22 protein-coding genes are annotated in these 24,760 nt (G+C 61.8%); 12 read left to right on the top strand and 10 right to left on the bottom strand.

Translation table 11 applies throughout. The annotated features are described in order from the left end of the window. The first annotated feature begins 7 nt into the window (after positions 1 to 7). Positions 8 to 901: a c-type cytochrome gene (locus AC2FMM_RS11595; protein WP_496742279.1), complete on the top strand. Its 894-nt coding sequence runs from the start codon at positions 8 to 10 to the stop codon at positions 899 to 901. Positions 902 to 1,092: 191 nt separating this feature from the next. Then, positions 1,093 to 1,869, top strand: a complete 777-nt coding sequence (locus AC2FMM_RS11590; RefSeq protein ID WP_496796627.1) for a hypothetical protein — start codon at positions 1,093 to 1,095, stop codon at positions 1,867 to 1,869. A 62-nt stretch (positions 1,870 to 1,931) separates the two neighbouring features. On the opposite strand, the gene AC2FMM_RS11585 is transcribed toward AC2FMM_RS11590, so the two are convergent. From AC2FMM_RS11585 to AC2FMM_RS11570, 4 genes are all read right to left on the bottom strand, one after another. Further along, complete coding sequence (locus AC2FMM_RS11585) at positions 1,932 to 2,573, bottom strand: response regulator (RefSeq protein ID WP_496796626.1); 642 nt, start codon at positions 2,571 to 2,573, stop codon at positions 1,932 to 1,934. Next, positions 2,570 to 3,973: a sensor histidine kinase gene (locus AC2FMM_RS11580; RefSeq protein ID WP_496796625.1), complete on the bottom strand. Its 1,404-nt coding sequence runs from the start codon at positions 3,971 to 3,973 to the stop codon at positions 2,570 to 2,572. Before AC2FMM_RS11580 ends, AC2FMM_RS11585 begins: the two co-directional genes overlap by 4 nt. A 110-nt stretch (positions 3,974 to 4,083) precedes the next feature. After that, a complete protein-coding gene (locus AC2FMM_RS11575) occupies positions 4,084 to 4,941 on the bottom strand; it encodes a class I SAM-dependent methyltransferase (protein ID WP_496796624.1) in 858 nt (285 codons plus the stop codon). Between the two features lie 24 nt (positions 4,942 to 4,965). Then, a complete protein-coding gene (locus tag AC2FMM_RS11570) occupies positions 4,966 to 7,008 on the bottom strand; it encodes an ASKHA domain-containing protein (RefSeq protein WP_496796623.1) in 2,043 nt (680 codons plus the stop codon). 215 nt (positions 7,009 to 7,223) lie between these two features. Between AC2FMM_RS11570 and guaB the strand changes: the two genes are divergently transcribed. The 3 genes from guaB to AC2FMM_RS11555 all read left to right on the top strand — a co-directional run bounded on the left by guaB (position 7,224) and on the right by AC2FMM_RS11555 (position 12,267). Further along, positions 7,224 to 8,672: an IMP dehydrogenase gene (gene guaB, locus AC2FMM_RS11565; RefSeq protein ID WP_496678306.1), complete on the top strand. Its 1,449-nt coding sequence runs from the start codon at positions 7,224 to 7,226 to the stop codon at positions 8,670 to 8,672. Positions 8,673 to 8,705: 33 nt separating this feature from the next. Continuing rightward, a complete protein-coding gene (locus AC2FMM_RS11560) occupies positions 8,706 to 9,863 on the top strand; it encodes an RsmB/NOP family class I SAM-dependent RNA methyltransferase (RefSeq protein ID WP_496796622.1) in 1,158 nt (385 codons plus the stop codon). A gap of 220 nt (positions 9,864 to 10,083) precedes the next feature. Next, positions 10,084 to 12,267, top strand: coding sequence for a hybrid sensor histidine kinase/response regulator (locus AC2FMM_RS11555; protein ID WP_496796621.1), 2,184 nt, complete (start codon positions 10,084 to 10,086; stop codon positions 12,265 to 12,267). Between the two features lies 1 nt (position 12,268). Here AC2FMM_RS11555 and AC2FMM_RS11550 read toward each other — a convergent pair whose 3' ends face one another. Next, on the bottom strand, positions 12,269 to 12,862 hold the full coding sequence (locus tag AC2FMM_RS11550) for a gamma-glutamyl kinase (protein ID WP_496796620.1): 594 nt from the start codon (positions 12,860 to 12,862) through the stop codon (positions 12,269 to 12,271). Positions 12,863 to 13,166: 304 nt separating this feature from the next. Between AC2FMM_RS11550 and recA the strand changes: the two genes are divergently transcribed. From recA to AC2FMM_RS11530, 4 genes are all read left to right on the top strand, one after another. Then, on the top strand, positions 13,167 to 14,231 hold the full coding sequence (gene recA, locus AC2FMM_RS11545; RefSeq protein ID WP_496678314.1) for a recombinase RecA: 1,065 nt from the start codon (positions 13,167 to 13,169) through the stop codon (positions 14,229 to 14,231). 136 nt (positions 14,232 to 14,367) lie between these two features. Then, entirely contained in the window at positions 14,368 to 17,040 is a 2,673-nt protein-coding gene (alaS, locus tag AC2FMM_RS11540; protein WP_496796619.1) for an alanine--tRNA ligase, read from the top strand. 1 nt (position 17,041) lies between these two features. Next, positions 17,042 to 17,329, top strand: coding sequence for a DUF1330 domain-containing protein (locus AC2FMM_RS11535; RefSeq protein WP_490360396.1), 288 nt, complete (start codon positions 17,042 to 17,044; stop codon positions 17,327 to 17,329). A gap of 346 nt (positions 17,330 to 17,675) precedes the next feature. Further along, positions 17,676 to 18,302 (top strand): transglutaminase-like cysteine peptidase, encoded by a 627-nt coding sequence (locus AC2FMM_RS11530; protein WP_496678317.1) that lies wholly within the window; start codon positions 17,676 to 17,678, stop codon positions 18,300 to 18,302. An 83-nt stretch (positions 18,303 to 18,385) separates the two neighbouring features. Here the strand turns inward: AC2FMM_RS11530 and AC2FMM_RS11525 are convergent, their stop codons facing one another. Further along, complete coding sequence (locus tag AC2FMM_RS11525) at positions 18,386 to 19,240, bottom strand: hypothetical protein (RefSeq protein WP_496796618.1); 855 nt, start codon at positions 19,238 to 19,240, stop codon at positions 18,386 to 18,388. Between AC2FMM_RS11525 and AC2FMM_RS11520 the strand changes: the two genes are divergently transcribed. Then, on the top strand, positions 19,239 to 19,493 hold the full coding sequence (locus AC2FMM_RS11520) for a hypothetical protein (RefSeq protein WP_496712061.1): 255 nt from the start codon (positions 19,239 to 19,241) through the stop codon (positions 19,491 to 19,493). The genes AC2FMM_RS11525 and AC2FMM_RS11520 overlap by 2 nt on opposite strands. Before the next feature lie 49 nt (positions 19,494 to 19,542). Here the strand turns inward: AC2FMM_RS11520 and typA are convergent, their stop codons facing one another. From typA to AC2FMM_RS11500, 4 genes are all read right to left on the bottom strand, one after another. Then, positions 19,543 to 21,360, bottom strand: coding sequence for a translational GTPase TypA (gene typA / locus AC2FMM_RS11515; protein ID WP_496796617.1), 1,818 nt, complete (start codon positions 21,358 to 21,360; stop codon positions 19,543 to 19,545). 74 nt (positions 21,361 to 21,434) lie between these two features. Further along, positions 21,435 to 21,770 carry a DMT family transporter gene (locus AC2FMM_RS11510; RefSeq protein ID WP_496678323.1) on the bottom strand — a complete coding sequence of 112 codons (336 nt, stop codon included), beginning with the start codon at positions 21,768 to 21,770 and terminating at the stop codon, positions 21,435 to 21,437. Between the two features lie 349 nt (positions 21,771 to 22,119). After that, positions 22,120 to 22,365, bottom strand: coding sequence for a hypothetical protein (locus AC2FMM_RS11505; RefSeq protein ID WP_490360389.1), 246 nt, complete (start codon positions 22,363 to 22,365; stop codon positions 22,120 to 22,122). After that, positions 22,365 to 23,018, bottom strand: a complete 654-nt coding sequence (locus AC2FMM_RS11500) for an alpha/beta hydrolase (RefSeq protein ID WP_490360388.1) — start codon at positions 23,016 to 23,018, stop codon at positions 22,365 to 22,367. The genes AC2FMM_RS11505 and AC2FMM_RS11500 overlap by 1 nt, the downstream gene beginning before the upstream one ends. Positions 23,019 to 23,197: 179 nt before the next feature. Here AC2FMM_RS11500 and iscR point away from each other — a divergent pair, with 179 nt between their 5' ends. Together iscR and AC2FMM_RS11490 are read left to right on the top strand one after the other, a co-directional pair. Beyond that, positions 23,198 to 23,656: a Fe-S cluster assembly transcriptional regulator IscR gene (gene iscR / locus AC2FMM_RS11495; RefSeq protein WP_496689335.1), complete on the top strand. Its 459-nt coding sequence runs from the start codon at positions 23,198 to 23,200 to the stop codon at positions 23,654 to 23,656. Between the two features lie 51 nt (positions 23,657 to 23,707). After that, positions 23,708 to 24,751, top strand: coding sequence for a cysteine desulfurase family protein (locus tag AC2FMM_RS11490; protein WP_496796616.1), 1,044 nt, complete (start codon positions 23,708 to 23,710; stop codon positions 24,749 to 24,751). The last annotated feature ends 9 nt before the right edge of the window (positions 24,752 to 24,760 follow it).

Genomic DNA, 24,760 nt, shown 5'->3' with positions numbered 1-24,760 from the left:
GGGTGGAATGCGAAAATGGGGATTCACGGCCGCTGCCTTCGCGGCCGTGATCGTGGGCGCGGGACTTTTCGTGACCCGCCCGCGTTTGGCTGATCCGGCGAGGTTGAGCGGTCTGGCTCCCGACATTGCGCAGGGTGAACAGGCGTTTCATGCCGCCGGCTGCGCGGCCTGCCATTCGGCACCCGGGGCCGAGGGCGATACCCGCCTGGTTTTGTCCGGTGGGCGCAGGTTTTCGACGCCGTTCGGTACCTTCGTCGCGCCCAACATATCCAGTGATCCGGTTCACGGGATCGGCGATTGGACGCCCGTCGATCTGGCAAGCGCGCTATGGCATGGCAGCAGCCCGGACCGACAGCATTATTACCCAGCCTTCCCCTATGCGTCCTACGTCAGGATGGCGCCGCAGGATGTCGTCTCGTTGCATGCCTTCCTGATGAGCCTTCCAGCCGACGCCACGCCCAATGCACCCCACGAGGTAGGTTTTCCGTTCAATCTGCGGCTGGCCTTGGGAGGGTGGAAGCTGCTGTTTCTGCGGTCTGGCTGGATCATGGACGGAGATCTGTCCGGCCAGCAGCAGCGCGGCCGCTACCTTGTCGAGGCTCTGGGCCATTGCGGAGAATGTCATACCCCGCGCAATGCCCTGGGCGGGTTGATCCTGTCGAAATGGCTGCAGGGCGCCCCGAATCCCAGCGGAAAGGGGCGCATCCCGGGGCTGGCCCCCGATCAGCTGGACTGGTCCGAAGCGGATATTGCCGAGTATCTGAGGTCCGGGTTCACGCCGGACTATGACAGCGCCGGGGGCGAGATGGCCGAGGTGGTGCTGAATACCGCGAAGCTGAGCGACGCAGATCGTCTGGCCATTGCCAGCTATCTCAAGGCCATCCCCCAATCGCGCGATTGATTGACATCGAAATCGCGTTGTCTCGGCGTCAGGCCGGTACGTTTGCATCCTGATCGGATGAAAGACCTGTGGGGCAGGGTCCCAAGGGCCGAAAATTCGCCCGACCATGGGCCGATGTTGCCGTGTCCCCAGCCTGTTAGCCTTTTCCCAATAGCGTCAGGAAGGGCGTTTTGACAGGAAAGGATATCGAGATGAGCGTGAAAACGAAAATCGCAAGGTTGTTGAGCACCGCAGCCCTGGCGTCAGCCTTCGCCGCCAGCCCCTATTCGCTGAGTTTTGACTTTGACTCCGGTTTCCATGTGGATCCCTCCTATGCTTTTGCAAAAAGCGGCAAAGGCAAGGATGGTGACGACGACCGCGACGATGACCGGGACGACGATCGGGATGATGACCGCGACGATGACCGAGACGACGATCGGGATGATGACCGCGACGATGACCGAGACGACGATCGGGATGATGACCGCGATGATGACCGGGACGACGACGATGATGACGACGACGACAAGTCCCGCAGCGGCAAAAGCAAGCGCGGCGGATCCGCTGCCGCGTCGGGATCGGGCAATGGCCCGGTGCGCGTGACCAAGATTGAAACCAGCGCCAGCGGCGTCGAGATTCGCTATTCAGACGGCACCAAGGAAGAAATCGAGAACGGGCGCTATGAACGCAAGAACGCGCAGAACCGTACGGTTGAGGAGCGACCGGCGACCGGCTCTGACTTGACCCGACTGCGTTCGCTGGCCGACAGCGTGACCATCAACAGCGTGCCGTCTGGTGGCAACAGTGCCGGTGGCCGGCCAGCCAAGGTGGAACGCCAGGGCAGCAATATCGAGGTGCGCTATACCAATGGCTGGAAAGAGGAAATCGAGGCCGGCCGGTACGAGTTGAAGGATCCATACAACCGGACAGTGGTCGAACGCCCGGCAACCTCGGCCGATATGCAGCGGTTGAACGCGATCACGAACTGAGCAAGCCGTCGAGCAAACCAATTACGGCCTCCGGAATTTCTGGGGTCGTTTTCAGTTGGGCGTCAGGTTTTCCAGGCGTCGTGGGCGATCAGTGCCGCCTCGACCCGATTTCGGGCATGCAGCTTGGACAGAATGCTTGTCATATAATGCTTTACGGTCTTTTCTTGAAGCGTCAGCTCTTCGGCGATTTCGCGATTGCTCAGCCCTTTGGCCACGCGACGCAAGATTTCCTCTTCGCGATGCGTCAGGTCGCTCAGCCCGTCAGGTTCGGCGACCTTGGTCTTGCTCTTTCCGATCGAGAACAGGACCCGCGCGGCCAGCCCGGGGGACACGACCCCTTCGCCGGCGGCGATGCTGCGCAGCGATCCGGTCAAGGCGCTGGCCGTGACGCCCTTTAGGATGTAACCCGTCGCCCCGGCCTCCAGCGCGTCGGCGACGTCGTTGCTGTCCTCGGAGACGGTCAAAATGGCAATGCGCGGTGGATCCTCCATGGCCGCGATCTGCCGCGTGGCGGCGATTCCGCCGCCCGGCATGGACAGGTCCAGGATGACGAGGTCGGGCTTGTGGTCTCGGGTCAGTTGCACGGCCTCATTGGCGCTCTCGCCGGCCGCCAGCACCTTGAATTCACCCGAATCTTCCAATGTCCGGCGCAATCCGTCCCGAAAAATCGGGTGATCGTCCGCCAATACGATTGTCGTGGTCATCTCGGCCTCGCTTGCCTGTGAAACAGAGTCATTTTGATCGTTGTTCCCGCACCGGGGGCGGTTTTGAGCTCGAAACGCCCTCCGATGCTTTCCACCCGGTCGCGCAGCCCCATCAGGCCCTGACCGCCCTCGGTACCCAGCTTGATGGCATCTGACGGATCGAACCCCGGACCATCATCGGCGACCGCCACCGACAGCTCGTCGGGGCTTGAAGTGCAGGTAACGGTGCATTTCGCCCCTTTTGCGTGACGGGCGGCATTCGACAGGGCTTCCTGCACGAAACGGAAAACGCACAGCTTTTCGGCGTAGGACAACGCGGGCATCACGTCGCCGCTGATCGACAACTCGGGGGCGGGCGCGTCGGGAACCGACCGGTCGCTGGCGGCGCGCACGATCACGTCCTCAAGGTCCAGCGTCTCTATGTCGGGGGCCGCCAGCCCGCGGGACAGGGCGCGGATCTCGGTCAGCGCGCGTTGAATCGATTGGTGAACCTCGTGGGCGACCTTGTTGCCGGACCCGTCTTGGGGAAAGGCCGAATCCAACCGCAGCGCTGCCAACGCCAGATACTGGGCCGGGCCGTCATGCAGCTCGGCACCGAGTTTGCGCAGAAAGCGGTCGGTTTGGGCGGTTGACCGGTCCGATGCCTCGATCACCCGCGCACGCAGGTCGGCGTTCTGTTGCGACATCTTCTGGCTGTCGGCCAGACGGGCCTTCAGCAGGTCGGACTGGGTGCGGATCGTCCGGTCGCCGACCGCTACGATCAGGTACAGGATCAGCGTGCTCAGCCCGAAAGTCGTGGCCACCACGAACCAACTGGTGCGTCTGGCCTGCATCAGGTCGGTCTGCAACTGATCCGCGCGCTGGTAGAATTCGCCGACGGCGATGATCTCGCCGGACCAGATCTCGCGTATGGGGCTGTAGACTTCCAGCAGCGGAATGCCCATCGCGGCCTCGGCTTGGTTCTCGGCGCGGTCTAGTTTCTCGAACGAACCCGAGATCTGCCCCGACCAGGCGCGTTTCAGATCGTCGGTGGGGGGAAACGTGCGTCCGATGATGTCGGGGTCTGACGCATGGGCGATCAGCCCGTCCTTTTTCCAGATCTTGTACGAGACGATCCGCTCTTGCATCGATTGCTGATCGAACAGCTCGGACACGGCCCGCGCTGCCGGGTCCGAAAGGCTGTCGCCGTGGGCTAGTTCCTGGCTGAGCGGCGACAGGATGCTTTCCATGTAGAGGGCTGCGGAATTGGCAGAGTTCTGTACGACCGCATCTTCGATCCGGCCCGTGACCCAGCCGCCGATTACGATAGCGCCGGTCCCCATAACCACGACGCTGGCCGCAAGATAGGCGCGGGACAGGGACCAGTTTCCGGAACTGAGATCGGGCTTTGGTAGTTTCATGCTGCCCCCACTATTGCCCGGCCGATCGCCATTTGCCACGGACCTTGGTCGGAAAAGGTCGCCCCAGGATGCGGCATTGGCCGCAATGGGTGCAACGGCCAGGGGCCGCCTTAGGCGGCGCGGCGGGCCTGAAACAGGTTGATGACCGCGGGCAGCCCGGGATTACCATCGACGACGAAGCGTTCAAATTCGCTTTGAACGGCGCGCTGGATGATGCGGGCGTCGTCCTCGGACCCGTCGAAATGCGCGATGACTCGCGCGGCAGGCCCCACGCGGGTACACAGGCTGGCCGTTTCCTCGACGCTGTTCAGGCCGGGCAGGCGCAGGGTCACAGGTTCGCCGGAAACATCGCGCAGCCCGGCCTGGGTCATCAGGCGGGTGACGCGGTCGATGTCCTGAAAGGCCAGCGGGCCGGGCGCGTGGCGTCCGTATTTGGGTGGGTGGCCCAGATGCGCCGTGGCGGCCACATGCGGCACCCGAAACCACGGGTTGTCTGACAGCGGCCCCCAGGCGGCAAAGATCATCCGTCCGCCCGGAAACAGTGCCATTGCGATATTGGCAAAAGCGGCGACAGGATCGTCGAAGAACATCACCCCAAAACGCGAAATAGCCACGTCGCGGGATTCCGGCTCAAACGGTGCGACTTGGGCATCGGCCAGTTGAAACGCGGTGTTGGGCAGGCCGGCCGCGTCGGCACGCAGTGCGGCTCGGTCAAGAAACGGGCCCGAGATATCGGCACCCAGAACGTGCCCCTCGGGTCCGACTGCGCGCGCCGCAGCGACCGTGCTGGCACCGGTGCCACAGCCTATGTCCAGCACCCGCAGGCCGGACGTCAGTTCGGCGCGCTCCAGAACCAGGTCCAGAACCGGGGCCAGCATATGGTCCAGTTTGTCCTCGAAGGTCAACCACTTGGTGCCTGACGCCGAGTTTCCCCAGTATTCAGCTTGGTCTTCATTCGCCAGTTGCAAGGACGCCCTCCGCGTTTCGCTCGACTATGCCTTTCTGCGGCGACGGCGGCCAGTTTTTTCCGCATCGCCCCCGGTGTTGAAGGATGGGGCGGGCAGGCTGACGACCCTTGACAGTTCCGGAAAGGGGTCGGTCTTGTGCGGGATCGCGTTGGCGGCGACGAAATGCTCTTGGAATTTCGGCTCGATCGCGGTTTCGACCTTGGTGATCTCGCGCACCAAGCGCTCGATCTCGGCCCGGGCGGCGATGTTGCACAGCGCGATGCGCGCGCCGGTACCGGCGGCGTTGCCCGCGCTCGAGACCTTGTCCAGCGGCGCGTCGGGGATCATGCCTAGAACCATCGCATGTTTGGTCGAGATATGGGCGCCGAACGCCCCGGCCAGCACCACGCGATCCACCTTGTCCACGCCCATCTCGTCCATCAGCAGCCGCGCCCCGGCATAGAGCGCGGATTTCGCCAGCTGGATCGCGCGGATGTCGCCTTGGGTCACGGTGATGCGTGGGCCACCTTCGGCGCTGGCATCATGAATCAGATAGGAATGAGTGCGGCCCTCGGGGATGCAGCGGCTGGAGCCGGTCTGTTCGGCCGAGCCGATCAGGCCGCTCTCGTCCAGCAGGCCGGCCAAGCGCATTTCGGCCACCGCCTCGATGATGCCCGACCCGCAGATGCCGGTGATGCCGGTGGTGGCGATGTCCGTCTCGAACCCGTCTTCGTCCGACCACTTGTCCGAGCCGATCACGCGGAACCGGGGTTCCTTGGTCACCGGGTCGATCTGAATGCGCTCGATCGCGCCGGGCGCGGCGCGCTGGCCCGAACTGATCTGCGCGCCCTCGAACGCCGGTCCGGTGGGCGAGGAACATGCCAGCACGCGGGTCGTGTTGCCTAGCAGGATCTCGGCATTGGTGCCGACGTCCACGATCAACACCAGGTCCTGCGACTTGCCCGGCTCTTCGCTCAGCGCTACGGCGGCGCAGTCGGCACCAACATGGCCCGCGATGCAGGGCAGGATGTAGACCTGCGCGCGCGGGTTCATCGTGGTCAGATCCATCTCGCGCGCGGGCAGCGAGACGCTTTCGGATGTGGCCAGCGCGAAGGGCGCCTGGCCCAGCTCGACTGGGTCCAGACCCAGCAGCAGGTGGTGCATGACCGGGTTGCAGACGAATACCGTTTCCACGATCAGGGCCGGGTCGATCCCGGCCTCGTCGGCGATCGAGGTGACCAGATCGTTGATCGCCTCGCGCACGGCCCGGGTCATTTCCTGATCACCGCCAGGGTTCATCATGGCATAAGAGACCCGGCTCATGAGGTCCTCGCCGAACCGGATTTGCGGGTTCATCAGGCCGGAGGAGGCCTTGACCTCGCCGGTTTCCAGATCGGTCAGATGCGCGGCGATGGTGGTCGAGCCGAGGTCGATGGCCAGCCCGTACAGCCCGTTTTCGTGCAGGCCGGGCCAGATTTCGACGATGCGCGCCACGCTGTCCTTGTGCCCCTCGTGCAAGGCAACCGTAACCTCCCACTTGCCCTTGCGCAGGGTCGGCTGCAGTTTGGACAGAAGCGACAGGTCGGCGGTGACGGCGTCGATCTGCCACTGCTCGCGCAGGGCACGCTCCAGCCGTTCCAAATCGCCGGTGGGCGAGTGCATGTCCGGTTCCTCGACCACCACGAAATAAAGGCGCGTGGCCGGGTCCATGGTGATGGCCCGCGCGGCGGCGGCCTTGCGCACCACCTGGCGGTGAACCTGGCTTTCGGGTGGAACGTCGATCACCACGTCACCCTGAACGGTGGCCTGACAGCCCAAACGCCGGCCCGGTTTCAGACCGCGCTTGTCGTCATAGCGCTGCTCGACCGCGTTCCATTCGCTCAGCGCGTCTTCGCGGACCGTGACGCCATGTTTTGGAAACTCGCCATAGCTGGGCGTGATCTGGCATTTCGAGCAGATCCCACGCCCACCGCAGACCGAATCCAGGTCGACTCCCAGCTGCCGGGCCGCCGTCAGGATCGGAGTACCCACGGGAAAATGTCCGCGTTTGCCCGATGGGGTAAAGACGACAAGGGGATCGGTGGTCATGACGGATGCCTTTTTGGTGTTCGCGCGTATGGCGGCAAGATATGGGTTTCGAGGCAAAGGGAAAGGCCAATCCGCGGCAGGTTTTGCACGGCTTGCGTCGTTTTCCGCGCCATCGCGGCGGTTTGTGGGCGAACAAGTTGGGGCAGGGGCTTTTCCTTTTGTCGAAACCATGCAATAGGGTCACCGCCAAACGGGGTTTTGCATGGGGTTAGCAGATGCAGATTCGTGAGGCACTCACCTTTGATGACGTTCTTTTGGTTCCGGCGGCCTCGTCGGTGCTGCCGGCAACGGCAGACACGTCCACGCGCGTGACGCGCGCGATCACCATGAACATACCGCTGCTCAGCTCGGCCATGGACACTGTGACCGAGGCGCGCATGGCCATCGCGATGGCACAGGCCGGCGGCATCGGGGTGATCCACAAAAACTTGACGGTCGAAGAACAGGCCCGCGAGGTGCGCCGGGTCAAGCGTTTCGAATCCGGCATTGTCTACAATCCCGTCACCCTGCGCGCCAATCAGACGCTGGCCGATGCCAAGGCCTTGGTCGAGCGCTACAACTTCACCGGGTTCCCGGTGGTGGATGACGAAGGCCGCGTCGTCGGCATCGTAACCAATCGCGACATGCGCTTTGCCACCTCGGACGACCAGCCAATCCGCGCGATGATGACCTCGGACAACCTGGCCATGCTGCAAGAACCGGCCGACCGGGAAGAAGCCATCAGCCTGATGAAGGCCCGCCGGATCGAAAAGCTGCTGGTTGTGGACGCCAACGGCAAGCTGACCGGACTGCTGACGCTGAAGGATACCGAGCAAGCGGTGCTGAATCCAACGGCCTGCAAAGACGATCTGGGCCGGCTGCGCGTCGCGGCGGCCACGTCGGTTGGAGATGCCGGTTTCGAACGGTCCGAGCGGTTGGTGGATGCGGGCGTCGACATCATCGTGGTCGATACTGCGCACGGCCATTCCCAAGGGGTGCTGGACGCGGTGAAGCGGATCAAGGCCCTGTCGAACGAAGTGCAGATCATCGCAGGCAACGTCGCCACCGCAGACGCGACCAAGGCGCTGATCGACGCCGGTGCCGATGCGGTAAAGGTCGGGATCGGGCCAGGCTCGATCTGCACCACGCGCATGGTCGCCGGTGTCGGCGTGCCGCAACTGACCGCGATCATGGATTGCGCAGCGGCCGCCGGAGACGTTCCGGTCATCGCCGATGGTGGTATCAAGTTCTCGGGCGATTTCGCCAAGGCCATCGCGGCGGGGGCGTCCTGCGCCATGGTTGGCTCGATGATCGCGGGCACCGACGAAAGCCCGGGCGAAGTGATCCTGTATCAGGGCCGTTCGTTCAAGTCCTATCGCGGCATGGGCAGCCTGGGCGCGATGGCGCGCGGCTCGGCTGATCGCTATTTCCAAAAGGACGCCGCGAATGACAAGCTGGTGCCCGAAGGGATCGAGGGGCAGGTGCCCTACAAAGGCTCGGCCAGCGCCGTCGTGCACCAGCTGGTCGGCGGCCTGCGTGCGGCCATGGGCTATACCGGATGTGCCACGATCGAAGAGATGCGGCGCAACTGTCAGTTCGTAAAGATCACCGGCGCGGGCCTGAAGGAAAGCCATGTGCATGACGTGCAGATCACCCGCGAAAGCCCCAACTACCGCATCATGTAAAGGCGCCAACGGGTTGCCCGAACGGATCAGCAGATGACACCAGCCGCGCGGGTTCAGGCCGCCATCGAAATCCTTGACGACATCCTATCGGGTGCGCCCGTCGAAAAGGCTTTGACCGGCTGGGCGCGGCGCAGCCGCTTCGCCGGGTCCAAGGATCGCGCGGCCATCCGCGACCACGTGTTCGATGCAGTCCGGTGCATGCGGTCCTACGCGGCGCGCGGCGGAGCGATGACCGGGCGTGGGTTGATGCTGGGTGCGCTGCGCGCCGCGGGCGAAGAGCTGGACGATTTTTTCTCTGGGGATCGGCACGCACCGGCGCCGGTGCAGGACAACGAGGTCGGACGCGCCTTTGCCACCGTGGCCGAGGAACATGATATCCCCGAATGGCTGTGGCCGATCTTCGAGCGGTCCCTCGGTGATCTGGCGCGCCCCACCGCCGTCGCCTTGCAGCGGCGGGCGCCGGTCCATCTGAGGGTGAATCTTGCCCGGGCAGATGTGGAAACCGCCGTCTCGACGCTGCTGTCCGATGGTGTCGAGGTGGTCCCGCATCCAGCCTGCGCAACCGCGCTCGAAGTCGTCTCGGGTGCGCGTCGTGTATCGAACGGCCAGGCCTATGCGCGCGGGCTAGTCGAACTTCAGGACGCGGCCAGCCAGGCGGTGGTTGCCGAGTTGGACCCAAAGCCCGGCATGCGGGTTCTGGATTTCTGTGCAGGCGGCGGCGGCAAGGCCCTGGCGATGGCTGCCTACACGGGGGTTCAGGTGTTTGCCCATGACGCAAACCCGGCCCGGATGCGGGATTTGCCGGTGCGGGCGGGCAGGGCCGGGGTAAGCGTGACACCACTGGCATCGCATGAGGTCGCACGACACGGGCCTTTCGACCTGGTGCTGGTGGACGCGCCCTGTTCGGGCAGCGGGTCCTGGCGCCGCGCGCCCGCCGGCAAATGGGCCTTGACACCGGACCGGCTGACCGAGCTGTCCGGCATTCAGGACGGCATTCTTGACCAGGTGGCGCCGTTGGTCACCGGACAGGGTGTGCTGGCCTATGCCACCTGTTCGCTGCTGGATGTCGAGAATGACCGGCGCGTCGACCGGTTTCTGGCGGAACACCCAGACTGGACGTGCGGGTTCCGAAAATTGTGGCAGGTTGTACACGGAACCGATGGGTTCTTCACTGCTCACTTGACGAGATAGCCACGGGCTGAAAACAACTCAAGGTAGAAGTTAGCGCCGAGGCTTGCGTTAACGTCATATTTACCATCCGTGTGCCCGACTGCACACGGGGCGAATTGAAACAGGCTATTTTATGACTCAGACGGTTGGGGCGGTACCCAGGCTGAACGACAGATCATTGCCCAGTTGGTCGCGGATGCTGTCTTTGCTGGGGGCGGCCGTGGGCGTATGCATGCTGCCGATGCTGTCGACAATCCCTGATGAATGGACGCCCGGCATTCTGGCGGTCGGCGGGTCCTTTCTGGCGGTATTTTTCTTCGTGTCGCTTCGTGGCTTGCTTGAGGAACGCGCGAACAGCAAGGTCAGGGCGATACTGGCTGCCTTTCTGGAAAAGGAACCCGCGCCTGGCTTTATCTCCGATTCCGACGGGACCATTGTCATCGCCAATTCAGCGGCCCGAAGCCGGTTCAACGCCGGTCCTGGCGTCCGGCTGGATCGGTGTCTGCGGTCCGTCTTTGCCAACCCGTCGCCCATTTTGCTGCGCATGCATTCTCGGGCCGTGGCCCATGGCCGGGCGGCCGAAGACATCGTGAGCAAGGGCGCCAGCATTCCGGTCCTGACCGTTGATCTCGGCAACGGCCTGTTTTTGTGGCGAATCAAGGTATCGGGACGCCAGCAATGGGCGCAAGTGTCGGTTCCGGTGGTCACTTTGGGGCACAAGGACAGTGTACTTGCGGCAAATCCGCCTGCGCAAGAACTGCTGAGCCGGGTCCCCGACGCGCTGCAGAAGGTTCTTTCAGCAAGGACTTCGAAGGGCGCTGGCATGGTTCGCATCGAAGGAAACGATGCAGTGAGCCGTATCTGTGTCACCGAACTTAAGCGGACGAACTCGGGCCGAGACCTGGCGTTGATCGAGATCGACGACACCAAACCGGCCCAATGGGCGCCGGCGGTGGACGACTTGCCTGTGCCGTTGTTGCGGTTGTCGCTGACCGGAGATGTCATCGAGGCCAATCACCTTGCTGCGAAACTGTTGGGTGACTTTCCTGTCGGCCAGACCAACATCGGTGAGATCATGCAGGGATTGAACCGCCCGGTATCCGCATTGTTGACGGATGTGGCTCAGCGCGAGGCCCCCCCATGTTCCGAGTTTCTGCGGCTGAGTCGGAAGGACAAGGACATCTATGTTCAGGTCACCCTGTCCCGGGTCGTTAATGATGGTGAGGTCGGTCTGCTGGCCGTACTGCATGATGCGACGGAATTGAAGACGCTGGAAGCACAGTTCGTTCAGGGCCAGAAGATGCAGGCCGTCGGGCAGTTGGCCGGCGGCGTCGCGCATGACTTCAACAACCTGCTGACCGCAATTTCAGGTCACTGCGATCTGCTGCTGCTGCGGCACGAGGCGAGTGATCCTGACTATGCGGACCTGGTGCAAATCAACCAGAACGCCAACCGCGCGGCCGCCCTTGTGGGGCAGTTGCTGGCGTTTTCCCGCAAACAGACGTTGCGGCCCGAAGTCCTGGACCTGCGCGACACCATTTCCGACCTGATCCACCTTTTGAACCGACTGGTGGGCGAGAAGATCCGGCTGGTCCTCAGCCACGACCCGGTGTTGAAGCCCGTGCGGGCGGACAAGCGTCAGTTGGAACAGGTGTTGATGAACCTCGTAGTCAACGCGCGTGACGCCATGCCAGAGGGGGGCGATATCCGCATCGAGACCGAAGTCGTCGTGTTGACCGAAGAATTCAGACGTGACCGGGCAACCGTCGCGCCCGGCGAATATGTTTCGGTCAAGGTCATCGACAGCGGAATCGGTATACCGGGGGACAAGCTGGACAAGGTGTTCGAGCCGTTCTTCACCACGAAGCGCACCGGCGAAGGCACCGGGCTGGGGTTGTCAACGGTTTACGGGATCGTCAAGCAGACCGGCGGGTTCATCTTCGTGGACAGCGTCGAAGGCCGCGGCTCTGAATTCAACGTACTGCTGCCGGTGTGCAGTACGGCCGAAACCGAAAAGCCGCCGGAACACAAGGCCGAGGAACAGGGCGCCAACCATACCGGCGAGGGCGTGGTTCTGCTGGTCGAAGACGAGGCACCGGTCAGGGCCTTTGCGACCCGCGCCTTGCGTCTGAAGGGCTATACTGTGCTCGAGGCCGGTTCCGCCGAGGAAGCGCTGAAACTCCTTGAAGACCCGGATCTGCATGTCGATGTCTTTGTGACCGATGTGGTCATGCCGGGTATGGACGGCCCGACCTGGGTCTCCAAGGCGCGCATCGACAGGCCGGACGTGCGGGTGGTGTTCATGTCGGGATACACCGAGGGCGCCTTTGGTGAGTCCGGTCCGGAAATGCCCGACGCAAGTTTTCTGCCCAAGCCGTTTTCGCTGACGCAACTGGCCGAATCGGTGCAGCAGCATCTGAGCTGAGTCATCTGGCCCGACCGTACAGGTCGAACTCGGCCGCGTGGATCTTGCGAAACCGTCGCTCGGTCTCCGGCGCGATGTCCATCTGGCGTTTTGGCGACACGTTTTCCTGGGTCAGGTTGATTTCGGTTTTCAAACGGTCCTGCAGGAATTCGAGGATTGCTTGCTGGTTGTCATAGCGAAAAATATGGGTCGCACCGCGGCCATTGCTGCGCGTTCTGAAAAATTCGGATTGGCTGCCCACGTCGGCAAAGGCTGGGCGCGGTGTGCGCAAGTAGCCTTGAACGAAGGCGTCGAAGCTGAGTTCATGTGTCGCCTTTTCGTGACCCTGCAATTCAGGCCGCGATCGGTACCTGTACCAACTGCCCAGCCAATCCAGAGGCTCGCGGACAACGGCCATGACCTCGATTTCGGTATCGTACATCTTCAAGAAAATGTTCTGAAAGAACCGGTCGAACCGGCGCACCGGCGCGTGTTTAAGATCGGGAGGGCCGGACACCACGATATCGGCCCGATCACGCAGCGATTTGAAATACGCGGTGCTGCCGGTCTTGGGGACGGACAGCAAAGCCAGTCGTTCTTTGAAGAATATCAGCATGAAACTACTGCCCAACGCTAAACCTGTTTATGGGACAATGTTTGGCCGGGCTTGTCCGCAAGGTCAATGATGCGGCCGGATTCGCAGCGCGAATTGCTGAAAAAAGCGTTATTTTTCAGCGCTTTGCGCGATCATGCCGCGACCCAAGCCTCAAGTAAACGTCTCGTTAACATCTTTTGTTGAAAGTAAATCCTGAAAGTTTTGGTTGAAATGTTCACTTTTTGATCTCATAAGGAACAAGAGGCGAACAAAGCAGCGATTGCCGCCCGGTTTCGGGTGTGACAAAAGGGAAGGCGACAGGACAATGGCGGATCTTCTGACGATGAGCGACAAGAAAAACGCGGACAAGCAAAAGGCGCTCGACAGCGCGCTGGCCCAGATCGAGCGGCAGTTCGGCAAGGGGTCGATCATGAAACTGGGCGACGGCGCCCGACAGGAGATCGAGGCCAGTTCGACCGGCTCTCTGGGGTTGGACATCGCCCTGGGCATCGGCGGCTTGCCGATGGGTCGGATCGTCGAAATTTACGGCCCGGAAAGCTCGGGCAAGACGACCCTGACCCTGCATTGCATCGCAGAACAGCAGAAACGCGGTGGTGTGTGTGCGTTCGTCGATGCGGAACATGCGCTGGACCCGCAATACGCCCGCAAGCTAGGGGTGGATCTGGACGAGCTTCTGATCTCGCAGCCCGATACGGGTGAACAGGCGCTGGAAATCACCGATACGCTGGTGCGTTCCGGGGCGGTCAACATGGTCGTGGTGGACTCGGTGGCGGCGCTGACGCCGAAATCCGAGTTGGAAGGCGACATGGGCGACAGCAATGTGGGCGTGCAGGCCCGGTTGATGAGCCAGGCAATGCGCAAGCTGACCGGCTCGATCGCCCGCAGCAACTGCATGGTGATCTTCATCAACCAGATCCGCATGAAGATTGGCGTCATGTTCGGCAGCCCGGAAACGACGACCGGCGGCAACGCCCTGAAATTCTACAGCTCAGTCCGCCTGGATATCCGCCGCATCGGCGCGATCAAGGACCGCGACGAGGTGGTCGGCAACCAGACCCGCGTGAAAGTGGTCAAGAACAAGGTGGCGCCGCCGTTCAAGCAGGTGGAATTCGACATCATGTATGGCGAAGGCATCAGCAAGATGGGCGAATTGCTGGACCTGGGCGTCAAGGCCGGCGTGGTCGAGAAATCGGGCTCGTGGTTCAGCTATGGCGACGAACGGATCGGGCAGGGGCGGGAAAACGCCAAGCAGTACTTGCGCGAGAACAGCCGGATTGCGCTGGAGATCGAAGACAAGATCCGTGCCGCGCACGGGCTGGAGTTCGACATGCCGCCCGGGGCGGACGAGGACGACATCCTCGAAGCGTGATCGACCGGGTCAAAGACAGGCAGGGTGGTCCTTTGGGCCGCCCTGTTTCGTTTGCGGTGCAGCAATCCTGTGGACTATCGGCGGGCGGGCGGCTAAACCGTCGCGACAGATCATGACTGCGCGCTGAGAGAGCCCAATGCCCACGCTGAACGATATCCGCTCAACCTTTCTGAACTACTTTGCTAAACAAGGGCACGAGGTGGTTGCGTCGAGCCCGCTGGTGCCGCGCAACGACCCGACCCTGATGTTCGTCAACTCCGGCATGGTGCAGTTCAAGAACCTGTTCACCGGCCTCGAGACCCGCGACTACAAACGCGCTACCACCGCGCAGAAATGCGTGCGTGCCGGCGGCAAGCACAACGATCTGGACAATGTCGGTTACACGGCCCGCCACCATACTTTCTTCGAGATGCTGGGCAACTTCTCGTTTGGGGATTACTTCAAGGAAGCGGCGATTCCCTTCGCCTGGGAGTTGATCACCAACGAGTTCGGGATCGACAAGAACCGGCTGCTGACGACGGTCTATCATACCGACGACGAAGCGTTCGAAATCTGGAAAAAGGTCGGCGTTCCCGAGGACAGGATCATCCGCATCGCCACCAGCGACAATTTCTGGCAGATGGGCCCCACCGGCCCCTGCGGCCCCTGCACCGAGATCTTCTATGATCACGGCGATCACATCTGGGGCGGTCCTCCGGGGTCGGCCGAGGAGGACGGCGATCGATTCATCGAGATCTGGAACATCGTCTTCATGCAGAACGAGCAGTTCGAGGACGGCTCGATGCGTGAACTGGACATGCAGTCGATCGATACCGGCATGGGTTTGGAACGGATCGGTGCGCTGCTGCAGGGCAGCCACGACAACTATGATACGGATCTGTTCAAAACTCTGATCGAGGCGTCGGCGGATGTGACCAATGTCGACCCCTACGGCGATCAGAACGTGCATCACCGGGTGATCGCCGACCACCTGCGGTCGACCTCGTTCCTGATTGCGGATGGTGTGATGCCGTCGAATGACGGGCGTGGCTATGTGCTGCGCCGGATCATGCGCCGGGCCATGCGTCACGCGCATCTGCTAGGCGCCAAGGATCCGGTCATGCACCGGTTGGTGCCCACGCTGGTGCAACTGATGGGCGCGCAATATTCAGAGCTGGGCCGGGCGCAGGCGCTGATCGAGGAAACGCTGCTGTTGGAGGAAACCCGGTTCAAGCAGACGCTGGACCGCGGCCTCAAGCTGCTGGATGACGAAGTGGCGGGCCTGCCCGACGGTGCGCCCTTGCCCGGCGAGGCTGCGTTCAAACTGTATGACACCTATGGCTTTCCGCTGGATTTGACGCAGGACGCCCTGCGTGAGAAGGGCCGGACCGTGGACACCGAAGGGTTCGATGCTGCGATGGCCGAACAGAAGGCCAAGGCTCGGGCCGCCTGGGCGGGATCGGGGGAAGCCGCCGATCAGGCCGTGTGGTTCGACGTTCTGGACGCCGCCGGTGCGACCGATTTCCTGGGCTACGAGACCGAGAAAGCCGAGGGCCAGGTCTTGGCCGTTATCCGCGACGGGGCGCTGGTGGAGAAGCTGGAGCCGGGTGAAAGCGGTTGGATCGTCACGAACCAGACGCCGTTCTATGGTGAAGCCGGTGGTCAGGTCGGCGATACCGGCGTCATTCGGCGCCTGGAGGACCGCGACGAGGTTGCCGTGGTCGAAGACACCAAGAAGTTCGCCGACGGCAAGGTGATCGCGCACAAGGTTACAATCGAGCGTGGCCCATTTGCCAAGGGCGAGGCGGTGGAACTTGAGGTCGACCATGCCCGTCGCAGCGCGATCCGGGCCAACCACTCGGCCACGCACCTGCTGCACGAGGCCCTGCGCGAAACGCTGGGGGCGCATGTGGCGCAGCGCGGTTCTCTGAACGCCGCAGACCGTCTGCGTTTCGATTTCAGCCACACGAAGGCGATGACGCCAGAGGAAATCGAAACGGTCGAGCGTGAGGTCAACGCCTTCATCCGTCAGAACTCGCCCGTGGAAACCCGGATCATGACGCCGGACGATGCCCGTAAGCTGGGCGCGCAGGCGCTGTTCGGCGAGAAATACGGCGACGAGGTGCGCGTGGTTTCGATGGGCAAGGCGCCCACGGGCAAAGGTCATGACGGCGAGACCTGGTCGATCGAACTGTGCGGCGGCACCCATGTGCGCCACACGGGTGACATCGGCACCTTTGTCATCCTGGGCGACAGCGCCAGCAGCGCCGGCGTGCGCCGGATCGAGGCTTTGACGGGGGATGCCGCCCTCGAATACCTCTCGACCCAGGATCGCCGTCTTGTGCAGGTCGCGTCCGAACTCAAGGCGCAGCCCGAGGATGTGGTGAGTCGGGTCAAGGCCCTGCTGGACGAACGCAAGGCCCTGCAGAACGAGGTTGCACAGCTGCGCCGCGAACTGGCCATGGCCGGAGGCGCGGGGCAGGCGAACGGTGCCGTGGCCAAGGACGTCAACGGCATCAAGTTCCTGGCCCAGGCCCTGAGCGGGGTCTCGGGCAAGGACCTGCCGGCCTTGATCGACGAACATAAAAGTCGACTCGGCTCGGGCGCGGTTCTGTTGATTGCCGACAGCGGTGGAAAAGCCGCGGTTGCGGCCGGCGTGACCAACGACCTGACGCAGAAGATCTCGGCGGTCGATCTGGTTCGGGCGGCCGTGCAGGAACTGGGCGGCAAGGGCGGCGGTGGACGCCCCGACATGGCTCAGGGCGGCGGACGCGATCCGTCGAATGCAGCCGCGGCCATCAAGGCGGCGGAACTGGTATTGGGAGGTTAGAATGCCAGCACTCTGGATTGCTCATGTCACGGTAACCGATGCCGAAGCATATGGAAAATATGCCGAACTGGCAGGCCCTGCGATTGCCAAGCATGGCGGGCATTTCATCGCCCGGGCAGGGCGGTACGTTCAGCTTGAGGGCAAGGAACGGCCGCGCAATGTCGTGGCCAAGTTCCCGTCTGTCGAAGACGCGGTGGCCTGCTACAACTCGCCGGAATACCAGCAGGCGCTGGATCATGCGCGCGGGGCCAGTGAACGCGAGTTGATCGTGGTCGAAACGACCGAATGACCCGGTGGCCCGAGGCACGGGCCGCCCTTTTCAAACGTCCAGACAACGCAAACCTTGTTTCTTGCGACGCTAACTGACTTGGTTTGTGGGGCTGAGTAGGATTTTGCGCCACCCGCAAATGCCGGCGTTTCGCGCCTAGCGATAAACGGCCTGCCGGCCTCTTGGTGCCCATTTCTGCCATCGTCTTGATCCCAAATTGCCTGATTGACAGACGGATTTTCGCCGTTTTTCGACCCGAATTTGGCGGAAGGTTGCCGTGTTTGGGTATTTGCATGACACTTAGTTGATTGCAGACACCTAGATTTTCATCCGGTGACCAGTGTGCTGTCAAGATCCGGAGGTTGAGATGAAGAAGGCGACCCAATCTTCTGCACTGAAATTGCGATCCGGACCTGTAGTGGCGGCTGGTCGGTGTCGCGCATTGGGTATTTTGGCGGCTGTTGCCATGGCGGCGTTCAGTTCCGCAGCCTTGGCTGACAGCGCTTTCATTACCGGGGCGACCCCTGCTCAGCCGCCATCGGGCGCGTCTCAACTCTGCCAACGATACAGTTGGGCATGCTCGGAAGGATCCAGCCGAACGATTGATGGTCACCGAGAGTTATTGGTCGTGAAGCAGATCAATCGCCACGTGAACGCCTCGACCAGGGAGGTTTCTGACCAGTCACAATACCGGCTGCAGGAAAAATGGGCGCTGCCGACAAAGTTGGGTGGGGACTGCGAAGACTTCGTTCTGCTGAAAAAGAGAAACCTGATCGAAGCTGGCGTTGATCCCAAGCGGCTTCTTATCGCGACCGTACTGGACACGAGACGCCGGGGCCATGCGGTTTTGGTCTATCGGTCGCCGCGCGGCGATATGATTCTGGACAATCAAACCAACCAGATCAAGCCGTGGGCATCGACCAGGTACCTATTCCTGCGCATGCAAGATCCCAATCAACCCCATCGTTGGGTCGGGGTTTTTCGGCGCAGCTGAATTTGCGTCTGGCGCGAATCGATTGACGAAATGGTTGAATGCAGGGCCTCAAATTGAAGCCCTGCATCCGAGTTCAAGCCCCGTCAGCTCTCGTCGTTATTAGCATTGTGGCCTTTGCCTGGGCTGCTTCCCTCGGGCCCATTGCCACCACCATTGTTGCCCGTGCTTCCCTTGCGACCATCGCCGGACTTGTTTCCACTATTTTTTCCATTTCCACCCTTGTCGCCCTTTGTACCTTTTCCGCTTTTCTTGCCTTTTCCGTCGCGATCTGGCTTGTCGTCGTCGGCGTCCGGGGGCCCTGAACAGGTGCAACCTCCATCGTCACCGCCGGTATTGCCCCCATCGCCGCCGTCGGTATTGCCCCCATCGCCGCCGCCGGTATTGCTCCCACCGTCGCCGTCGGTATTACCCCCACCGTCGCCGTCGGTATTGCCCCCATCGCCGCCGGTATTACCCCCATCGCGGCCGTCGGTATTGCCCCCACCGTCGCCGTCGGTATTGCCTCCACCGTCGCCGTCGGTATTGCCCCCATCGCCGCCGTCGGTATTGCCCCCATCGTCACCGCCGGTGATGCCACCATTGCCAACGGTCGTGCTTGCCCCCTGCGCGCCAGAGCTGCCAGTTTCAGGTTCGGACGGTCCGTCGCCACTTTTCTGTTGTTGAAAGCCGATCGAGGCTGTCGGTATATCGGTTAAAAGCACGGCAAGTTGCGGACATTCGGCTCCTAGCCTCGTCAGAATTTGTTCAAAGTCCGCGCGGCGCTGGATGTATCTCAGCATACTTCTTGTGACTTGATCGCATTCACACAGTACTTGAGCGGACGCCCCTGATTGACGAGCTGTTTTCACGGTACACGCCGCGCTTGCCTCAGTTCCGGCCGAAATCCCGGACGTGAAAAAAAGTGAAAAAACAATGAAAACGCGGGAAAATACTACCATGACCAAGCTCCTCGGCACTGGTTACTCAAAAAAACACGCCAACTGCGATGCCACGGCTTGGCAGAGCATACAGAATCGGCGCCACATTCACGCCATGATTACACCCCCGATGCGCCACAATCGCAAGGTTCTGGCCAGGCTGACGGGAGAGTATTCAGACCGTGTTCCCGAAAAAGTACAGTTGAAACAAATGGCCGTTGGAGAAAGCGTGTCTTTTTCGTTTTTCCCAACGAAATCAGAGCGGAAACAATGACGTCAAGCTGACGTCATTGCTTCCGAGTAAGGTCGGTTTGCCGTTCGGATCAGGCGGATTTGGCCATCCGCTTCCGTTCGTGGGGGTCGAGGAATCGTTTGCGAAGGCGGATCGCGTTCGGGGTCACTTCGACCAGTTCATCGTCATCGATATAAGCGATGGCCTCCTCCAGCGAGAACTGGACATGCGGGGTCAGCCGAACCGCGTCGTCCGATCCGCTGGCGCGCACGTTCGTCAGCTTCTTGCCCTTGAGCGGGTTCACTTCGAGGTCGTTGTCCCGCGAATGCTCACCGATGATCATGCCTTGATACACATTAGATTGCGGGCCGATGAACATGCGGCCGCGCTCCTCGAGGTTCCACAGCGCATAGGCGACGGCTTGGCCATTCTCCATCGAGATCAGAACGCCGGCCCGGCGGCCGGGGATCGGGCCCTTGTGCGGCGCCCAGCCGTGGAACACGCGGTTCAAAACACCGGTGCCGCGGGTGTCGGTCAGAAACTCGCCGTGATAGCCGATCAGCCCACGCGACGGGACATGCGCGATGATGCGGGTCTTGCCGGCACCGGCGGGGCGCATCTCGACCAGTTCGCCCTTGCGCGCGCCGGTGATCTTTTCGATCACGGCGCCCGAATATTCGTCATCCACGTCGATGGTGACTTCCTCGATCGGTTCCAGCCGCTGGCCATTTTCCTCGCGGAACAGAACCTGTGGGCGCGAGATGCTGAGTTCGAACCCTTCACGGCGCATGTTCTCGATCAGAACGCCCATCTGCAATTCGCCACGGCCCGCGACCTCGAAGGCTTCGCCGCCCGGAGTGTCGGTAACGCGGATGGCCACGTTGGATTCGGCCTCTTTCATCAGGCGGTCGCGGATGACGCGCGACTGGACCTTCTTGCCGTCACGCCCCGCCAGCGGCGAGTCGTTGATGCCGAAGGTGACGGTGATGGTGGGCGGATCGATCGGCTGGGCGGGCAAGGCCTCGTCAACCTGGGGCGCCACCAGCGAATCCGCCACGGTGGCCTTGCTCATGCCCGCGATGGTCACGATGTCGCCCGCTTCGGCCACGTCGATCGGTTGCTGGCTGAGACCGCGGAAGGCCAGGATCTTGGTGGCGCGGAAATTCTCGATCAGGGTGCCGTCGCGGCTGAGCGCTTTGAGCGCATCGCCCGCCTTGAGCGTGCCGCTTTCGACACGGCCGGTCAGGATGCGGCCGATGAACGGGTCGCTGCCCAAGGTCGTTGCCAGCATGCGGAAGGGTTCATCCTTGCGCGCGATTTGCTTGGGGGCGGGAACGTGATCGACGATCAGGTCGAACAGCGCCGACAGATCCTTGCGCGGTCCGTCCAGTTCCATGTCGGCCCAGCCCGACCGCCCCGAGGCGTACATGGCCGGGAAATCCAGTTGGTCATCGTCGGCGCCGAGGTTGGCGAACAGGTCAAAGCACTCGTCCAGCGCGCGGTCGGGCTCGGCATCGGGCTTGTCGACCTTGTTCAGCACCACGATCGGGCGCAGCCCCAGCACCAGCGCCTTCGAGGTCACGAACTTGGTTTGGGGCATAGGGCCTTCGGCGGCATCGACCAGCAGCACGACGCCATCGACCATGCTGAGAATGCGTTCGACCTCGCCGCCGAAATCGGCGTGGCCGGGGGTGTCGACGATGTTGATGCGCGTGCCCTTCCATTCGACGCTGGTGGCCTTGGCTAGAATGGTGATGCCGCGTTCGCGTTCAAGATCATTGCTGTCCATGGCGCGTTCGGCCACGGCCTGGTTCTCGCGGAACGCGCCGGATTGTTTAAGAAGTTCGTCCACCAGGGTCGTTTTGCCGTGGTCCACGTGGGCGATGATTGCGATGTTGCGCAGGTCCATGAAGTCAGCCTTTGAACGGGAAGTTGCCGCGCGCATAACGCGGGACGCCACAAGTTACCAGCCCTAACGCGAGATCAATGCACCGCCGTGTGCGAAAACAGATGAATGACGAGGATTCCGCCCAGAATCATCGCCAGCCCCAGCACCGCAGGCCAATCCAGCCGCTGTCCGAAAACGAGGAATCCGATCAGGGCGATTAACGTGATGCCCAGCCCGGACCAGATGGCATAAACGATGCCAACGGGCATCACCTTTAAGGTCAGAGCCATCAGGTAGAAGGCGACACCATAGCCGACCACGACCAGAACCGAAGGCCAAAACCGCGTGAATTGCTGGCTGGCCTGTAGGGCCGTGGTTCCGATGGTTTCAGCGACGACGGCCAGCAGAAGGATCAGATAGGCTTTGGGCATGAGGCGGCACCTTGTTTCGAAGTTTGCGAAGGTTGACCACAACCGGAACGGATCTGGCAAGGGCCGGGACGTGGGTTGACGCAGAGGTCAGGTAATCCAGACTATGACAAACGGTGAGTTGATGTATCGTAGTGATAGTTATTGGTGTTTTTGTTACGAGTTTTTCAGATGACGACTTTTGTCAAGTTCGTCCTTTGTGCTTCGGCACTCATTGCGGCGAGTGGGTGGCTTGCTGACGGGGGGTCCGTCGAAACCGACGCAGCCTATTTGGCTGAGAGGTCAAGCAAAACTGAGATTTGATCGCGATGCGACCATGAAAAAGGAGCCCGAGGGCTCCTTTTTTTGCGGCTTATTTCTTTTCGATGGCCTTCAATTTGGCGCGATGTTCCGACAGCTTGCGGATGACGAACTGACGGGCCTTGCGCTCGGCCAGGCGCACGCGGATCTCGGTCAGGAAGGCCTCTTCCAGCGATTGCGAGGCCGCGCCCAGCACTTCGCCAACCTCGACATAGAATCGGTCATGGCCTGTCTCGTCCATGACCTTCATGGTGTCCTCGGCCAGTTTGGCGGCCAAGGTGGTGATGGTATCCGACATCAGCGCGTGTTCTCGGTCAGGCGACGTTTCACATAGTCGGTGACGTTGGTGATCAACGTATCCATGTGTTCGCCCTGGAAGAAATGGTCGGCGCCTTCCACCTCGGTATGGGTGATGGTGATGCCTTTCTGCTCATGCAGCTTGTTGACCAGCGCGGTGGTATCCGCAGGCGGCGCCACACGATCAGCGGTGCCGTTGATAATCAGGCCCGACGAGGGGCAGGGCGCGAGGAAAGAAAAATCATACATGTTGGCCGGCGGTGAGACGCTGATGAAGCCGGTGATCTCGGGCCGGCGCATCAGCAGTTGCATGCCGATCCAGGCCCCAAAGGAAAAGCCTGCGACCCAGCAGTGTTTCGAGTTGTTGTTCATCGACTGCAGATAGTCCAGCGCCGCCGCGGCATCGCTGAGCTCGCCTACGCCCTGATCATACTCGCCCTGGCTGCGGCCGACGCCCCGGAAATTGAAGCGCAGGACCGTGAAGCCCATGTTGTAAAACGCGTAATGCAGGTTGTAGACGACCTTGTTGTTCATGGTCCCGCCGAACTGGGGATGCGGGTGCAGCACGATGGCGATCGGTGCGTCTTTTTCCTTCTGCGGGTGGTAGCGGCCTTCCAGGCGGCCTTCAGGTCCGGGAAAAATCACCTCGGGCATGTGTGCGGTTGTCCTGTCTTTTTCTCGCGGGCGCCGCGATATACTTGACGGTTATCGTCAGGCACCTTAGAACGGTTCTAATTGAGTATCGCAGCGTGAACACGCTGTCCGACGGAGATACGCATTGACTGCGGCGACGTCAATGTTTTCACGCGGTTCACGCCGGAAGGATCGAGGAAATGAAGCTGTCCACCAAAGGTCGTTATGCGATGGTTGCGCTGGCCGACATCGCGCTTCAGCCCGCCGACACCCTGGTGACGCTGGGTGAGATTTCCGAGCGTCAGGACATCTCGCTTCCTTATCTGGAACAGTTGTTCGTCAAACTGCGCCGCGCCGATCTGGTCGCATCGGTGCGCGGGCCGGGCGGCGGCTATCGTCTGGCGCGGCCAGCATCTGAAATTCGCGTAGTCGAGATTCTGTCGGCCGTCGATGAGACCGTGGACGCCATGCACAAGGGCGCTGGGGCGTCTGGGGCGTCTTCCGGCAGCCGGGCGCAGTCGTTGACCAACCGCCTTTGGGAAAGCCTGAGCGCCCATGTCTACGTTTTTCTGCACCAGACCCGGCTGTCGGATGTCATCGAGAACGAACTGGCGCCTTGTCCGGCCGTGCCTAGCCTGTTTTCTGTTGTGGATGATTGATCGGATGAGACAGGCGATGCAACCTGAACGCCTGCCGGAAAAGGTGACTCCATGAAACGTGTTTACCTAGATCACAATGCCACGACCCCGCTGCGCCCCGAGTCGCGCGACGCGATGATCGCGGCGATGGAGGTCTGCGGGAACCCGTCCTCGGTCCATGCCGAGGGGCGTGCGGCCAAGGCGATCATCGAAAAGGCGCGTGCGCAGGTGGCGGCGGCCATTGGGGCTGATGGGGCCGATATCGTGTTCACATCTGGGTCGACCGAGGGGGCGGCGCTGGCCTTGGAAGGCCGCGACCTGCACGGCGCGGCGATCGAACATGATGCCGTAAGGGCCTGGATCGTAGAAGATTTGCCGGTGTCGAGTAAAGGCGCCGTCAACGTGGCCGACCCGGCCCGTTCCACCTTGCAACTCGCGAATTCCGAAACCGGTATCATTCAGGCCTTGCCCAAGGGTCTGGCCGTCACCGATGCAACGCAGGCGTTTGGGAAACTGCCCATCGCCTTCAACTGGCTGGATGTGCAGATGGCGTTGGTCTCGGCGCACAAACTGGGCGGGCCAAAGGGCGTTGGTGCCGTGGTCATGAAACGCGGCACCGATTTGGAGGCCCGGATCAAGGGCGGTGGCCAGGAAATGGGGCGCCGGTCGGGGACGGAAAATGTCATTGGAATCGCGGGGTTCGGCGCTGCGGCTGAAGCGGCGGCGCGGGATCTGGCAAACGGAGTTTGGGAAAAGGTTGCAGAACTTAGAAATATTCTAGAAAAGGCTCTTGAGGCTGGTTCTAAATCTACTATTTTTGTCGGGAAAGATCAGGGTCGGTTGCCCAACACCCTGTGCTTTGCGACGCCCGGCTGGAAGGGCGAAACGCAGGTGATGCAGATGGATCTGTCGGGCTTTGCGATCAGCGCCGGGTCGGCCTGCTCCAGCGGTAAGGTAAGGGCAAGCGCGGTACTGACTGCGATGGGATATGACGAGGCCACGGCGGCCAGCGCGGTACGCGTTTCGCTGGGCCCCGAGACGAGTGAAGAAGACGTGCTGCGTTTCGCCGAAACGTGGCTGGAAAAAGAGAAAAAGCATCGCGCGCGGGCCGCGTGATCTGACGGA

It is taken from the genome of Ruegeria sp. BHSC043, assembly GCF_059612985.1.
The sequence above is the reverse complement of the archived record's forward strand: the minus strand, read 5'-3'. Positions and strand labels throughout refer to the sequence as shown.

Bases quoted from the DNA above. Each gene is read 5' to 3' on its own strand.
- AC2FMM_RS11595 (WP_496742279.1), top strand. From the start codon at position 8: ATGCGAAAATGGGGATTCACGGCCGCTGCCTTCGCGGCCGTGATCGTG.
- AC2FMM_RS11590 (WP_496796627.1), top strand. From the start codon at position 1,093: ATGAGCGTGAAAACGAAAATCGCAAGGTTGTTGAGCACCGCAGCCCTG.
- AC2FMM_RS11585 (WP_496796626.1), bottom strand. From the start codon at position 2,573: ATGACCACGACAATCGTATTGGCGGACGATCACCCGATTTTTCGGGAC.
- AC2FMM_RS11580 (WP_496796625.1), bottom strand. From the start codon at position 3,973: ATGAAACTACCAAAGCCCGATCTCAGTTCCGGAAACTGGTCCCTGTCC.
- AC2FMM_RS11570 (WP_496796623.1), bottom strand. From the start codon at position 7,008: ATGACCACCGATCCCCTTGTCGTCTTTACCCCATCGGGCAAACGCGGA.
- guaB (WP_496678306.1), top strand. From the start codon at position 7,224: ATGCAGATTCGTGAGGCACTCACCTTTGATGACGTTCTTTTGGTTCCG.
- AC2FMM_RS11560 (WP_496796622.1), top strand. From the start codon at position 8,706: ATGACACCAGCCGCGCGGGTTCAGGCCGCCATCGAAATCCTTGACGAC.
- AC2FMM_RS11555 (WP_496796621.1), top strand. From the start codon at position 10,084: ATGCTGTCGACAATCCCTGATGAATGGACGCCCGGCATTCTGGCGGTC.
- AC2FMM_RS11550 (WP_496796620.1), bottom strand. From the start codon at position 12,862: ATGCTGATATTCTTCAAAGAACGACTGGCTTTGCTGTCCGTCCCCAAG.
- recA (WP_496678314.1), top strand. From the start codon at position 13,167: ATGGCGGATCTTCTGACGATGAGCGACAAGAAAAACGCGGACAAGCAA.
- alaS (WP_496796619.1), top strand. From the start codon at position 14,368: ATGCCCACGCTGAACGATATCCGCTCAACCTTTCTGAACTACTTTGCT.
- AC2FMM_RS11535 (WP_490360396.1), top strand. From the start codon at position 17,042: ATGCCAGCACTCTGGATTGCTCATGTCACGGTAACCGATGCCGAAGCA.
- AC2FMM_RS11530 (WP_496678317.1), top strand. From the start codon at position 17,676: ATGAAGAAGGCGACCCAATCTTCTGCACTGAAATTGCGATCCGGACCT.
- AC2FMM_RS11520 (WP_496712061.1), top strand. From the start codon at position 19,239: ATGACCAAGCTCCTCGGCACTGGTTACTCAAAAAAACACGCCAACTGC.
- AC2FMM_RS11525 (WP_496796618.1), bottom strand. From the start codon at position 19,240: ATGGTAGTATTTTCCCGCGTTTTCATTGTTTTTTCACTTTTTTTCACG.
- typA (WP_496796617.1), bottom strand. From the start codon at position 21,360: ATGGACCTGCGCAACATCGCAATCATCGCCCACGTGGACCACGGCAAA.
- AC2FMM_RS11510 (WP_496678323.1), bottom strand. From the start codon at position 21,770: ATGCCCAAAGCCTATCTGATCCTTCTGCTGGCCGTCGTCGCTGAAACC.
- AC2FMM_RS11505 (WP_490360389.1), bottom strand. From the start codon at position 22,365: ATGTCGGATACCATCACCACCTTGGCCGCCAAACTGGCCGAGGACACC.
- AC2FMM_RS11500 (WP_490360388.1), bottom strand. From the start codon at position 23,018: ATGCCCGAGGTGATTTTTCCCGGACCTGAAGGCCGCCTGGAAGGCCGC.
- iscR (WP_496689335.1), top strand. From the start codon at position 23,198: ATGAAGCTGTCCACCAAAGGTCGTTATGCGATGGTTGCGCTGGCCGAC.
- AC2FMM_RS11490 (WP_496796616.1), top strand. From the start codon at position 23,708: ATGAAACGTGTTTACCTAGATCACAATGCCACGACCCCGCTGCGCCCC.